A 13,162-nucleotide genomic window follows, 5' to 3' on the forward strand; every position below is an offset into this window, starting at 1 on the left:
CGGCGCAAACGGACGCAGCCTTGGAATTGCAACGTCTCGCCTCTCCCCCTATCGGGCGGTTTCGATAGTTTCAATCACCGCTTGAGAAAGACGTTCCATGGACATTCGCTTCACCGCGCAAATCGAAGCAGCCGCCGACACCATTGCCTATCCTGTACGCAAAGGCGGGGTTGGCGATGTCGCGGCAAGGCTCGGTGGTCCGCATGGCGTGCTGCTCGCGGGGGCGGCGGCGCAGGCGCGCTTTGACGGGGCGGCAGGCAGCGTCGCCGAAACGGCGGCGGTGGACGGGGCGCGCGTACTCCGGCTGCTGCTGGTTGGCATCGGCGATGCCAGCGTGGCCGATGCCGAGCGCGGCGGCGCGGCGCTGGTGGCGCGGCTCCAGACCAGCGGAGTGACCGGCGCAGCGGTGGATTTTGGCGCGTTCGACAACGACGGTGCCGTGCTGGGCTTTGCGGCAGGGGCGCGGCTGCGCGCGTGGCGGCATGACGCCTATCGCACGCGTCTGACCGACAGCCAGAAGATCAGCCTGAAAACGCTGACCATCGCATCGCCCTTTGGCGATCTGGAACCCCGCTTTGCCGCCGCGCAGGCGATTGCGGCGGGCGTGCGTTTGACCCAGGATCTGGTCGCTGAACCCGGCAACATCATTTACCCCGAAACTTTCGTCGAACGCTGCCAGCATCTGGTGGGGCTGGGGATCGAAATCGATGTGCTTGATGAAAAGGCGATGCAGGCGCTGGGCATGGGCGCGCTGCTGGGCGTCGCACAGGGATCGGTGCGTCCGCCGCGTCTGCTGGTCATGCGCTGGAACGGCGGCAATCCGGGCGACAAGCCAGTGGTCTTCATCGGCAAGGGCGTGACATTCGACACCGGCGGGATCAGCCTGAAGCCGGGCCCCGGCATGGAAATGATGAAATGGGACATGGGCGGTGCGGGCGCCGTCGCGGGCGCAATGAAGGCGCTCGCGGGACGCAAGGCCAAAGCCAATGTCGTCGGCATTTGCGGCCTGGTGGAAAACATGCCCGACGGCAATGCCCAGCGGCCTGGCGATGTTGTGACCAGCCTGTCGGGCCAGACCATCGAGGTGCTGAACACCGACGCCGAAGGACGGCTGGTGCTGTGCGATTGCATTACCTGGGCGCAAAACACCTACAGTCCGGACGTGATCGTCGATCTGGCGACGCTGACGGGTGCGATGGTGATTGCGCTGGGGCATGAATATGCCGGCATGTTCGCCAACGACGATGATCTGGCCAATGCGCTGACCAAGGCGGGCGCCGCCAGCGGCAATCCGGTGTGGCGCTTCCCGCTGTCGCCCGCTTACGACAAGCTGATCGACAGTCCGATTGCCGACATGAAGAATATCGGCCCGCGCGAAGCAGGGTCGATCACGGCGGCGCAGTTCCTGAAGCGGTTTGTGAATGACGGCGTCAAATGGGCGCACCTGGACATCGCCGGTATGGCCTGGGCCGACAAGGACGGCCCGGTGTGGGGCAAGGGCGCGACCGGCTATGGCGTGCGCCTGCTCGACCGGTTCGTGGCGGATAATTTTGAGGGGTGATGAACATTTCCACGTCGTCGTCATGCTGAACTTGTTTCAGCATAACAGGCTGCCGTGGCGCGTTATCCTGAAACAAGTTCAGGATGACGATGGCGGAGGTGGCCGTGCCCCGCGTTGATTTTTATCGCCTGACGCGTGACCCCGCCGCGCGGGTGCTGCCAATGCTGGCCGAGCGCGTGCTGGGGCAGGGGGAGCGCCTGCTGGTGGTGGCAGGTGAGGGTGAATTGCGCGCCGCGATCAGCGAAGGCCTGTGGGCGCACAAACCCGACAGCTTCCTTGCCCATGGCGCAGCGGACGGCGCGCTGGCGCTGCACGAGCCGATTCTGCTGGCGAGTAACATCGATGCCGCCCCCGCCAACGGCGCGCGAATGGTCGCGCTGGCCGACGGGGTGTGGCGCGACGAAGCCATGACCTTCAACCGCTGTTTCCTGTTGTTCGACAACAGCCGCATCGACGACGCGCGCGCCACCTGGCGCTCGCTTGGCACGCACGACAATGTCGAGCGGCATTTCTGGAAACAGGAGGGCGGGCGCTGGGTCGAGGGGCCGTGACGGCGGCACCAAAACCGTAGCCCTGAGCCTGTCGAAGGGCGCGGCGCAGAGAAGTAGCAACGGTTCAGCAACGCGCCGCGTGCTTCGACAAGCTCAGCACTACGGTGTTTGTTGCTCGCGTTACCCCTCCATTAGCACAATGTCCCAGCGGTACTGATCCGTCGCGGCCAGTTTGGCCACCGCGGTCGCCGCATCCTCGCCCAAATTGGCATAAAGCCGGTCCTTGGCGTTCTGGTCAGCGTCTTCATCAAAATACATTTGCGTGATGAGGCGATATTGCCGTCCTTGCACGTCGACATGGATATGCGGGGTACGGCGCCCGATGGGCGAATCATAGCCCGATGGCTTGATGGTGCGGATCCGCCATTCGCCGCTCGCGCCGGTTTTCAGGCGGGCAAAACCCTGAAAATTGGGGTCGAGTGGCGCGGTGGCGACATCGGCAGCATGGGCGTAGCGCCCGGCGGCATTGCACTGCCACAAATCGAGCATCGCACCGTTCACGGGATTGCCCTTTTGGTCAAGCACGCGCCCGGTTACCTCGATCACCCGGCCCAGCGCGCGGCCGTTGCTGCCTTTGATCATCGTCATGTCAAAATCATCGTCGGCGGGGCGTTCGACGGGGTAAAAGGGTCCAAGCGGCCCACCCGCGGTCAGCGCCGGTGCGGCGAGCGCGCTGCCCCCGGCGACCAGCCCCGCACCCGCAATCGCCGCCCCCGCAAAGCTGCGCCGCGTGATGATAAATTTCTCATGCGCCATTTACGCTCTCCCCCGAAATCCCAGACAGAGCGACCCGTCGGGTGGTTTAACAGCAGGCAAGAGGCTTGCAAGCCTTGGCTTGCCTTATTGCGGCGCAGCATTTAGGGGGCGCGGCAAATCATAATCCCGCAAACGCGCGGTTCACAGGAGCATCCCCATGGCGGTTACCCGCACCTTTTCGATCATCAAGCCCGACGCAACCCGCCGCAACCTGACCGGTGCGGTCACCAAGATGCTGGAGGACGGCGGCCTTCGCGTTGTTGCCTCGAAGCGCATCTGGATGACCCGCGAGCAGGCCGAAGGCTTTTACGCCGTCCACAAGGAACGCCCCTTTTACGGCGAATTGTGCGATTTCATGACCAGTGGCCCGGTCGTCGTGCAGGTGCTGGAAGGCGAAAACGCCATGCAGCGCAACCGCGACATCATGGGCGCGACCAACCCCGCCAACGCCGAACCCGGCACCATCCGCCGCGAGCTGGCCGAGAGCATCGAGGCGAATACGGTGCATGGCAGCGACAGCGATGAGAATGCCGCGATCGAGATCGCGTTCTTTTTCAAGCCGGAAGAGATTGTCGGGTAATCAGGCGATGGAAGTTATCGGGCGCTGTCTGTGCGGCGGCGTCTCGGTAACATTGCCGCATGCCGTGCATGACGTTGGCGTGTGCCATTGCGCGCTCTGCCGCCAATGGACCAGCGGGCCTTGGATGGCGCTGCAAGTGCCCGAAGCGGTGGTGACCGGCGCGACGCTGGTAACTTTCCAGTCGTCGGCCTTTGCCGAGCGCGGATTTTGTTCGCAATGCGGCGCGCATATCTTTCACCGCCCCACCATCGGCAACGAGCTGGCGGTGTCGGCAGGCCTGTTTGAAGACCCCGACCAATTTATTGCCCGCGAGATATTCGTCGATAGCCAACCGGCGCACTATGGCTTTGCAAACCGTGGTTCGCGGCGGACATCAATGTCGATGGCGATGGAATGGGGGCCAAAGTTGGTCTGGCGTAATTTGAAAGGCATGTTTGCTGCCCGCTAAAACTGATCCGCCACGTCCATCAGCCCGGCCAACTTCCGTGGCGCCACCGCGCGCCAGCTGCGGGTGATCCAGCCCGCGATATGCTCCCAATCGTTACGGCCCAGATCGAGCCGGATGCCGACCCAACCGTCGCCAAAATAGGCGGGGCGGAAATATAGGTCGGTGTCCTGCTCGATCAGCGCGGCCTGTTCGTCCGCGCCGCTGATTTTCACGAGCAGCGCGGTGCGTCCGTCGCCGTGGTGGTCGTGGATGAAGTAAGCGAATTTCTTGCCCTTGATGATACCAAAGCAGGGCATGCCGTGGCTGATGATCTCGTCGGCCTCTGCCTGCGCCATCGCGAATTCGCGCACGCGGGACAGCCAATAATCGGGGGTGTTTTCGCGGTTCACCCAGTCGCTCAGCACCCGCGGATAAAGCTGATGCTCGGCGATGCGGACGCGGGCGGCGAGTGTTTCCACCGTATCGCCGGGCAGCACCGCGACAGCGCGCTGCCCCAGCACGTCGCCATCATCGACTTCGGCGGTGACCAGATGCACCGAGCAGCCGGCCTGTGTGTCGCCCGCCTCGAGCGCCCGCGCATAGGTGTTCAGCCCCTTGTACTTGGGCAGCAGCGATGGGTGGATGTTGAGCATCCGCCCGGCCCAGCGTTCGGCGAATTCGGGTGAGAGGAGGCGCATATAGCCCGCCAGCGCGATAAACTGCGCGCCTGCGTCCAGCGCCGCGCGCTCCATGATCGCGTCATGGTCGGCGCGGCCCAAGCCGGCGTGGGGGTGGGCAAAGGTGGTAACACCCTCTGCCATGGCCAGCGCGAGGCCGGGGGCGTCGGGGTTGTTCGAGGCGACCAGCACCACCTCATAGGGGCAGTCATCGGCGCGGCTGGCATAGAGGAGCGCGGCCATGTTGGTGCCATGCCCTGAGATGAAAATGGCGACGGGGGTTTTCATATCTCCCCTCCCGCTTGCGGGAGGGGCAGGGGGTGGGCCAGTTCATGCACGCGGCTCGCTACGCTCGCGCCCACCCCTAGCCCCTCCCGCAAGCGGGAGGGGGACTGGATTGCACTAGCCATCATGCACCGCACGCCAGTCCGCTGTGGCACTCCACGTCTCGGCGCTGCCTGAAACTGTGCAGCCCTTTGCGCCCTCGGCGATATGGCCAATGCGGAACACCGTCTCGCCCGCCGACGTCAGCGATGCCGTCACCGCATCCACGTCCGCCGCAGCTACCACCACCGCCATGCCGATGCCGCAGTTGAAGGTGCGAGCAAGCTCCTCGGGCTCGATATGCCCCTGCGCCTGCAGGAAGGCCATCAGGCGGGGGAGGGGCCAGCTGTCGGCATCGATATGCGCGTGTAAATGGCCTGGCAGAATGCGCGGGATGTTCTCCAAAAGGCCGCCGCCTGTGATGTGCGCCAGCGCGTGGATGCGCCCCCCACGAATTTCGGGCAGCAGCGATTGCACATAGATGCGTGTCGGCGCCATCAGCGCATCGATCAGCAATACTTCATTGTCGAACAGCGCGGGCCGATCGAGTTTCCAGCCCTTGTCGGCGGCCAGCCGCCGCACGAGCGAAAAGCCATTGCTGTGCACACCCGACGAGGCGAGGCCGAGGATGATGTCGCCGGCCGCCACCTTGTCGGCGGTCAGCACCTGGTCACGCTCGACCGCGCCAACGCAGAAACCGGCGAGATCATAGTCGGCATCGGCATACATGCCCGGCATTTCCGCCGTCTCGCCGCCAATCAGCGCGCAGCCGGCCTGTTTGCACCCCTCGGCGATGCTCGCAACAACGGCGGTGGCGACGTCATTGTCGAGCTTGCCGGTGGCGTAATAGTCGAGGAAAAAAAGCGGCTCTGCGCCCTGCACAATCAGGTCGTTGGCACACATGGCGACCAGATCGATGCCAACCCCGTCGTGCCGCCCCGATTCGATGGCGAGTTTCAGCTTGGTGCCGACGCCGTCGTTAGCCGCGACCAGCAGCGGATCGTTGAACCCCGCCGCTTTCAGGTCGAAAAAGCCGCCAAATCCGCCCAGATCGGCGTCAGCACCGGGGCGACGCGTGGCTTTGGCGAGCGGGGCGATGGCGCGCACCAGCGCGTTGCCCGCGCTGATCGACACGCCGGCATCGGCATAGGTATAGGGCTTGGCATCCATGGGCAGGCCGACTATCGCTTTTAGCTGGTCATTACCATGATTTCTGTCACCGCTCCCGCCCCCGACCCCATGCTGCGCTGGCGCGGCCTTGCGCTGCGCGGCCGGTGGGCAGCGATGGCGATAGCTTTTGCAGCACTTCTGATCGCCTTTGCCGTTGAAAGTCAGGTCGAACGCGGCAATCGCGGGATTACACCGATCAACAGCAGCGCCGATTTCGTCGCTTCGGGCATCAGCGTTGATGTCACCGCCAACGGTCCCAACGCCGCGCGCGAGGCAGGCTGGCGCGAGGCGCAGCGCAAGGGCTGGCAGCAACTGTATCGCAAGATCAACGGCAGCGATGGTCCGGCGCTGTCCGATTCGGCGCTCGATGCCATCGTCTCGGCCATCGTGGTAGAGCGCGAATCGATCGGCCCGCGCCGTTATGTAGCGACGCTCGGCGTGCTGTTCGACCGGGTGCGCGCGGGGCAGATTTTGGGGGTTAGCGGGCGGGTGCTGCGTTCACCGCCGCTGCTGGTCATGCCGGTCACTTCGATCGGCGGGCTGCCGCAAATGTTCGAGCAGCGCAGCGAATGGCAGCGCGCCTGGGCCGAATTCAACACGGGCGATACCAGCATTGATTATGTCCGCACCGCCGGGACGGGTGCCGATACGCTGTTGCTCAACCCGGGCCAGACAACCCGCCGCAGCCGCATCTGGTGGCGCAATATCCTCGACCAATATGGCGCCGCCGATGTGCTGATCCCGATTGCGCGGCTGACATACACTTACCCCGGCGGGCCGGTGACTGGGCGTTTTTCGGCGCGCTTCGGCCCCGACAACAAACTGATTGCCAGCTTCACCATGCGCGCGCCGACCCCGGCGGCTATTCCCGATATGATGAACAAGGCAGTGGTGCGGATCGATCAGATTTATTCCGACGCGCTGGCCAGCGGCGTGCTGCGCGCTGACCGATCGTTGGTGCTCGAACGCGTCGTCGAGCAAGAGGAGTTAGAGGCGGCCGCCGAAATCGCGGATGGCGACGCCGCGCCGACCGAAACCGACGACAGCGTTTCAGGCGAAGCGCCGCAGGGGGCGCAGAGTTTCTCCATCCAATATGCCTCGCCCGATGTGGCATCGGTCTCGGCGACCGAGCGCGCAGTGCAGGCCATTCCCGGCGTGCAATCGGCGGCGACCAACAGTCTGGCATTGGGCGGCACGTCGGTCATGCGCGTAACCTATCGCGGTGACGCAGCGGCGCTGCGCGATGCGCTGGCGGCACGCGGCTATTCTGTGCAGGTCAGCGGCGCGACGCTGCGCATTTCGCGCTGATGGGCCGCGCGGCCATCGCCCCGGCGCAGCAGGCGCTGCCGCTCGACTGGAGCGCGGCGGGGAGCAATGATCCGCCATTGCTGGTGGGGGCGTGCAACGCCGAAGCGCTGCGTTTCCTGGCCCATCCTGCGCTTTGGCCGGTGCGCACGGCAGTGCTGGTGGGGCCGGCCAAATCGGGGCGCAGCTTGATCGGCCGCGTTTTCGCGCGCACCAGTGGGGGAACCGTGGTCGATGATCCGGCCAGCCTGTCCGAAGAGGCGTTGTTCCACGCCTGGAATGCGGCGCAGGCCAGCGGCAGGCCGTTGCTGATCATCGCCGACGCGACGCCCGCCGAATGGGGCGTGTCCTTGCCTGATCTCAAGTCGCGCCTCGCCGCCGTGCCAGTGGTGCGCATCGGCGAGCTGGATGACGCCCACGCGCACGAGCTGATCGAGGCGGCCTTTGCCCAGCGCGGCATCGCGATTGCGCCCGATGTTGCTGCCTTCATCGTGCAACGCATGCACCGTAGCCACGCGACGCTGGCGCGCATTGTCGACGCGCTCGACACGGCATCGCTGGCGCAGGGACGGCGCATTGGCAAGAAACTTGCGAAGGAAGTTCTGACCGACGCCAAGCTGATTTTTGACGATCTGGTGGATCAGGCGGGGGCAGCCGAATGACGCAGGGTTTTGAGCCGCGTGAGCGCTATTTCAACCGCGAGCTTAGTTGGCTCGGGTTCAATCGCCGGGTGATGGAGGAGGCCCGCAATCCGGCGCACCCCCTGCTCGAGCGGCTGCGCTTCCTTTCGATTTCGGGCAGCAACCTCGACGAGTTTTTCATGGTCCGCGTCGCGGGCCTCAAGGGCCAGCAGTTGCAGGGGATTGAGGATACCTCAGCCGACGGCCGCACCCCCGGTCAGCAACTCGCCGAGATTGAGGCCGAGGTGAACCGGCTGGTCGACGAACAACAGGTCGAATGGCATCGGCTGCGCGCGTTGTTGGCCGAGTCCGGCGTGGGTGTGTTCCACAAGGTCAGCGATGCCGAACCGCTGCGCGCGAATCTGCGTAGTTATTTCATCAGCGAAATTTTCCCGATCCTGACGCCGCAGGTGCTCGATCCGGCGCACCCCTTCCCGTTCATTGCCAACCGTGGCCTTGGCGTGATTTTTGATCTGGTGCGCATCAATAGCCGCGAAAAGGTTCGCGAACTGGTGATGATCCCGCCATCACTGCCCCGGTTTGTGCGCATAGCTGGCGACAATCCGCAGTGGGTGCCCATCGACACGATGATCGAAATGTTCGGCGACGTGCTGTTCCCCGGTTTTACCGTTCAGGCGCAGGGCACGTTCCGCATCATCCGTGACAGCGATATTGAAATCGAGGAAGAGGCGGAGGATCTGGTGCGCCTGTTCCGCACCGCGATCCGGCGGCGGCGGCGCGGGCGGGTCATCCTGCTCGAAATGGACGCCGACATGCCGGCCGACCTTGCCGCCATTTTGGGCGAAGAGGTGATGGGGCATGAGGCAATTGTCGCCAAGATTGATGGCTTCATTGGCATTGCTGCGCTGTCCGCGCTGATCGACAGCGACCGGCCCGACCTGAAGTTTCAGCCCTATAGTCCGCGCTTTCCCGAACGCATCCGCGAGCATGGCGGTGATTGTTTCGCGGCGATCCGCACCAAGGACATTGTTGTCCACCACCCTTATGAAAGTTTCGATGTCGTCCTGTCCTTCCTGCGGCAGGCAGCGGCGGACCCCGATGTGGTGGCGATCAAGCAGACATTATACCGCGCCGGCGACCAGTCCCCGGTCATCCGCGCCCTGATCGAGGCGGCCGAGGCAGGCAAGTCTGTCACCGCGGTGGTCGAGCTCAAGGCGCGCTTTGACGAGGAACAGAATCTGCTGTGGGCAAATCAGCTTGAACGCGCGGGCGTGCAGGTGGTTTATGGCTTCATCGAATGGAAAACCCACGCCAAAATTTCGATGGTCGTGCGGCGCGAGGGCGGGGGTTACCGGACCTACTGCCATTTTGGTACCGGCAACTATCATCCGGTAACGGCCAAGATCTATACCGACCTCAGCTTCTTTACCGCCGATCCGCGCGCTGGGCGCGATGCGGCGCAGCTGTTCAATTACATCACCGGTTATGTCGAACCGCAGGGGCTCGAACTGATCACCATGTCGCCCATCAACATGCGCGAGCATCTTTCGCAGTTGATTGACGCTGAAATTGCTTCCGCGCGATCGGGGCGGCCCAGCGGTGTATGGGCCAAGATGAATAGCTTGGTCGACCCCGGCATCATCGACAAACTCTATGAAGCAAGCGCGGCGGGCGTTCCTATCGAACTTATCATTCGCGGCATTTGCTGTTTGCGCCCCGGCGTTCCAGGCCTGTCCGAAACCATCCGGGTCAAATCGGTGGTCGGGCGCTTTCTGGAACACAGCCGCATTTGGGCGTTCGGCAATGGCGGCGCCCTGCCGCATCAGGAAGCCCGGCTGTTTATCAGTTCGGCGGACTGGATGCCGCGCAACTTTGATCGCCGCGTCGAATATATGATCCCGATCCTGAACCCGACGGTGCACGACCAGATCCTGGACCAAGTGATGGTCGCCAATCTGCTTGATAACGAGCAAAGCTGGCATTTGCAGCCCGACGGGCGCTATGTGCGCGCGGTTCCCAGTGCAAAATCGTTCAACCTCCATCATTATTTCATGACCAACCCTTCGTTGTCGGGTCGCGGGACAACGCTGCGCCAACGCAAGGATGTGCCGCAGCTTGATATTGGCGGGGGGCGATGAAGGTATTTTCGGCCCGCGCCAAGGCACAGGGGCAGGGGCCACGCCGCCGTGCCGCAGTGATCGACATCGGGTCCAATTCGGTCCGGCTCGTGGTGTATGAAGGGCCGCGCCGGATTCCGGCGGTGATTTTCAACGAGAAAGTGGCGGCCGGACTGGGACGCGGATTGAGCGTCGATGGCCGCATCGCCGATGCTGACGCCGAGCGCGGTTTGGCGGCGCTGCGGCGCTTTGCCGCACTGGCGCGTGCGATGGCGGTCGACGAATTGCAGTGCGTTGCCACGGCGGCGGTGCGTGACGCGGCGAATGGGCCGGATTTTGTTGCGCGCGCGGCGGAGCAAGGGTTGGAAATCAGGCTACTGTCGGGCGATGAAGAGGCGCGCGCTGCGGGTTTGGGCGTGCTGTCGGCCATTCCCGATGCGCGGGGGATCGCCGTCGACTTGGGTGGCGGCAGCCTTGAACTTGCCGAAGTCGCAGATGGCAAGGTTGGGCGCACCATCTCGTTTCCGCTTGGCGTGCTGCGTTTACCGGCCCTGCGTGCCAATGGCGCGGCAGAATTTGATCGGGCGATCCGCAGACAGCTGAAAGAGGCGGGATGGCCTGGGCCCGCGCGCGGCCAGCCCTTATATCTGGTCGGCGGATCATGGCGTGCGTTGGCGCGGCTTGACATGGAATTGGTGCATCTGCCGTTGCCGGTGATGGACCATCATGACCTACCGCGCAGCGCGGTGCGCCGTTTGCAGCGCGCGGTGGCACGGTTGGGCCTTGATGAACTGCGCGCGATTCCCGGAATGTCGACGGCCCGCGCGGCGGCACTGCCCGATGCGGTGGCGCTGCTCGCGGCTTTGGCGGGAGCGATTGATGCGCCGTCGATGACCATCTCTTCGTCGGGCCTGCGCGAGGGCCTGCTTTATGGCGCGCTCAGCGACGAGGTAAGGGCGCAGGACCCCTTGCTGGTGGCCGCCGAATATGAAGGGCGGCGGCTCGCGCGCTTTGCCGCGCACGGGCGCGAGGTTGATGCCTGGATTGCACCGCTATTCGCCGATGACGACGCCGCCGCGCGGCGGTTGCGGCTGGCGGCGTGCTTGCTCAGCGATGTGGCCTGGTCCGCGAACCCGGATTTCCGGGCCGAGCGCGGGGCAGAGATTGCCCTCCATGGCAATTGGCGCGGCGTCGATGTGCCGGGGCGGGTGGTGCTCGCACAAACGCTGCATACCGGCTTTGGCGGTGACGAGCATGATTTTGGTCGCTTGCTCGGCGATGGCGGCACCGCGCAGCTGGAACGCGCCCGGCAGTGGGGACTAGCCATCCGGCTGGCGCAGCGACTTTCGGGCGGGCTGGAAGCGCCGCTGACCGGCACGCGGCTTATGGTTGCAGGCCGCAAGCTGCGGCTGGAATTGGGGCATGAATGGGCGATGCTGGCCGGCGAAGCCGTCAGCCGCCGTATGCGTAATTTGGCTAATGCTTTGGGGTTGGAACCCGAAGTGGTTTAAGCGCAGTCGAAGCCGGTATATTTGCCGCTCTCGTCTATTTTGGCGTTCAGCCGGTCCTGGCGATAGTCCATTGTCACGGGCATGCCGGGGGTGATCCACCGAATATTCTTTGCCCCGCTTGCTCTGGCGATGGCCTCGCGCGCGGTTGGACTGTCGGGCTTGCCGACCCAGCTGGTGACCTTGGCGGCGCCGCATAAGTGAGGTGTTTCCAGCGACGAACCCGCATCGCCAGGCTCGCTGGCATAGGGCTGGCAAGCGGCGAGCAATGCCAGTGCCAGCGACGAACCCAACAGCTTGGGCTTGGTCATTCCACTGCCTCCTCCGTGCGTGTCATCACCAACTTACCATGTTTGACCGCAAAGCCCATGCGCCCTTCAACCAGTTCCAGCGCATCTTTGCCAAACACATCATAGCGCCAACCCGCCAGCAACGGCAGATCTCCGCGCACGCCTGCCGCCAGCGCCTCCAGATCGTCGCTGCGTGCCACCAGCCGTGACGCCATATTGAGCTCGCGCGTGCGGATTTTGAGCAGCAGCTTGAGCAGGTCGGCGACCAGTACCCCATCTTTGCCAAGCCCGGGTCCACGCGGCGCGGCTGCGGGCAATGCTTCACGGCTCAGCGGTTTAGCTTCGGCCAGCGCGGCCATCAGCCGGCTGCCGATGTCATTGGTCTTCCACGTCGCCGAAAGCCCGCGTACTTTGCCCAGATCATCCTGGTTACGCGGCGGGTGGGCGGCGATGTCGGCCAGCGTTTCATCCTTGACAATGCGGCCGCGTGGCAGGTTTTTGGACCGCGCCTCGCGCTCGCGCCATGCCGCCAGCGCCTTAAGCCGTCCCAGCACTTCGGGTTTTTTCGATGGCTGCTTTATGCGTTGCCATGCCTGTTCCGGGTCGAGGTCATAATTGGCGGGATCGGCGAGCTTTTCCATCTCTTCATCGAGCCAATGGCCGCGTCCGGTCTTGATCAGCTTTTGCAGCATCTTGGGGAAAATCTGTGCCAGATAGGTCACATCGGCGATGGCATAATCAATCTGGCGTTTGTCGAGCGGGCGGCGGCTCCAATCGGTAAAGCGTGCGCCTTTGTCGAGCTGGACTCCGGCCCAGGCTTCGACCAGATTGCTATAGCCAACCTGTTCCGCCTGCCCCAGCGCCATCGCACCGATTTGCGTGTCAAATATCGGGTGCGGCGTCTTGCCGGTAATGTTGAAGATAATCTCGACGTCCTGCCCCCCGGCATGAAACACTTTGAGCATATCTTCATTGCCGGTGATCAGTTTCATCAGCGGGCCTAGGTCGATGCCGTCCGCCAGCGGGTCGATTGCCGCAGCGTGGTTCGCGTCGGCGATCTGGATCAGGCACAGCTCGGGCCAGAAAGTGTTCTCACGCATGAATTCGGTATCGACCGCGATAAAGTCGGCGTCGGCAATCAGTGCGCAAAAAGCCTTGAGAGACTCGGTGGTGGTAATCAGCGGATGGATTTCCATGAAATGCCTATAATCAGGATTCGCGCCCGCGCGAGGGGGAAAATGGCCCGCCAAGACTT

At 63.9% G+C, this 13,162-nt stretch carries 13 protein-coding genes; 8 read left to right on the forward strand and 5 right to left on the reverse strand.

From position 1 onward, the window contains the following. Window positions 1-97: 97 nt before the first annotated feature. Window positions 98-1,561 carry a leucyl aminopeptidase gene (locus tag AC2TC0_RS06835; protein WP_484716765.1) on the forward strand — a complete coding sequence of 488 codons (1,464 nt, stop codon included), beginning with the start codon at window positions 98-100 and terminating at the stop codon, window positions 1,559-1,561. Between the two features lie 83 nt (window positions 1,562-1,644). After that, a complete protein-coding gene (locus AC2TC0_RS06840) occupies window positions 1,645-2,112 on the forward strand; it encodes a DNA polymerase III subunit chi (protein ID WP_484716766.1) in 468 nt (155 codons plus the stop codon). A 120-nt stretch (window positions 2,113-2,232) separates the two neighbouring features. Here AC2TC0_RS06840 and AC2TC0_RS06845 read toward each other — a convergent pair whose 3' ends face one another. Beyond that, the gene (locus AC2TC0_RS06845) at window positions 2,233-2,868 is read right to left on the reverse strand and encodes a dioxygenase family protein (protein ID WP_484716767.1); all 636 of its coding nucleotides are present in this window, start codon (window positions 2,866-2,868) and stop codon (window positions 2,233-2,235) included. 157 nt (window positions 2,869-3,025) lie between these two features. Here AC2TC0_RS06845 and ndk point away from each other — a divergent pair, with 157 nt between their 5' ends. Together ndk and AC2TC0_RS06855 are read left to right on the forward strand one after the other, a co-directional pair. Then, window positions 3,026-3,448: a nucleoside-diphosphate kinase gene (gene ndk, locus AC2TC0_RS06850; RefSeq protein WP_484716768.1), complete on the forward strand. Its 423-nt coding sequence runs from the start codon at window positions 3,026-3,028 to the stop codon at window positions 3,446-3,448. A 7-nt stretch (window positions 3,449-3,455) separates the two neighbouring features. Further along, window positions 3,456-3,896 carry a GFA family protein gene (locus AC2TC0_RS06855; protein WP_484716769.1) on the forward strand — a complete coding sequence of 147 codons (441 nt, stop codon included), beginning with the start codon at window positions 3,456-3,458 and terminating at the stop codon, window positions 3,894-3,896. On the opposite strand, the gene purN is transcribed toward AC2TC0_RS06855, so the two are convergent. Then, on the reverse strand, window positions 3,893-4,840 hold the full coding sequence (gene purN / locus AC2TC0_RS06860) for a phosphoribosylglycinamide formyltransferase (RefSeq protein ID WP_484716770.1): 948 nt from the start codon (window positions 4,838-4,840) through the stop codon (window positions 3,893-3,895). The genes AC2TC0_RS06855 and purN overlap by 4 nt on opposite strands. 114 nt (window positions 4,841-4,954) lie before the next feature. Further along, window positions 4,955-6,046, reverse strand: a complete 1,092-nt coding sequence (purM, locus tag AC2TC0_RS06865; protein ID WP_484716771.1) for a phosphoribosylformylglycinamidine cyclo-ligase — start codon at window positions 6,044-6,046, stop codon at window positions 4,955-4,957. Window positions 6,047-6,082: 36 nt separating this feature from the next. Between purM and AC2TC0_RS06870 the strand changes: the two genes are divergently transcribed. From AC2TC0_RS06870 to AC2TC0_RS06885, 4 genes are read left to right on the forward strand one after another with little or no spacing between them, the layout of a single operon-like run. Beyond that, window positions 6,083-7,354 (forward strand): heavy-metal-associated domain-containing protein, encoded by a 1,272-nt coding sequence (locus AC2TC0_RS06870; protein ID WP_484716772.1) that lies wholly within the window; start codon window positions 6,083-6,085, stop codon window positions 7,352-7,354. Next, window positions 7,354-8,013, forward strand: a complete 660-nt coding sequence (locus AC2TC0_RS06875; protein WP_484716773.1) for an HdaA/DnaA family protein — start codon at window positions 7,354-7,356, stop codon at window positions 8,011-8,013. Before AC2TC0_RS06870 ends, AC2TC0_RS06875 begins: the two co-directional genes overlap by 1 nt. Further along, complete coding sequence (locus AC2TC0_RS06880) at window positions 8,010-10,130, forward strand: RNA degradosome polyphosphate kinase (protein ID WP_484716774.1); 2,121 nt, start codon at window positions 8,010-8,012, stop codon at window positions 10,128-10,130. The genes AC2TC0_RS06875 and AC2TC0_RS06880 overlap by 4 nt, the downstream gene beginning before the upstream one ends. Continuing rightward, complete coding sequence (locus tag AC2TC0_RS06885; RefSeq protein ID WP_484716775.1) at window positions 10,127-11,620, forward strand: Ppx/GppA family phosphatase; 1,494 nt, start codon at window positions 10,127-10,129, stop codon at window positions 11,618-11,620. Before AC2TC0_RS06880 ends, AC2TC0_RS06885 begins: the two co-directional genes overlap by 4 nt. On the opposite strand, the gene AC2TC0_RS06890 is transcribed toward AC2TC0_RS06885, so the two are convergent. Beyond that, complete coding sequence (locus tag AC2TC0_RS06890; RefSeq protein ID WP_484716776.1) at window positions 11,617-11,928, reverse strand: I78 family peptidase inhibitor; 312 nt, start codon at window positions 11,926-11,928, stop codon at window positions 11,617-11,619. The two genes, AC2TC0_RS06885 and AC2TC0_RS06890, sit on opposite strands and share 4 nt — an antisense overlap. Continuing rightward, window positions 11,925-13,103 carry a ribonuclease D gene (gene rnd / locus AC2TC0_RS06895; protein WP_484716777.1) on the reverse strand — a complete coding sequence of 393 codons (1,179 nt, stop codon included), beginning with the start codon at window positions 13,101-13,103 and terminating at the stop codon, window positions 11,925-11,927. The genes AC2TC0_RS06890 and rnd overlap by 4 nt, the downstream gene beginning before the upstream one ends. Between the last annotated feature and the right edge of the window lie 59 nt (window positions 13,104-13,162).

The sequence above is a fragment of the Sphingopyxis sp. sgz302558 genome, from assembly GCF_057220455.1.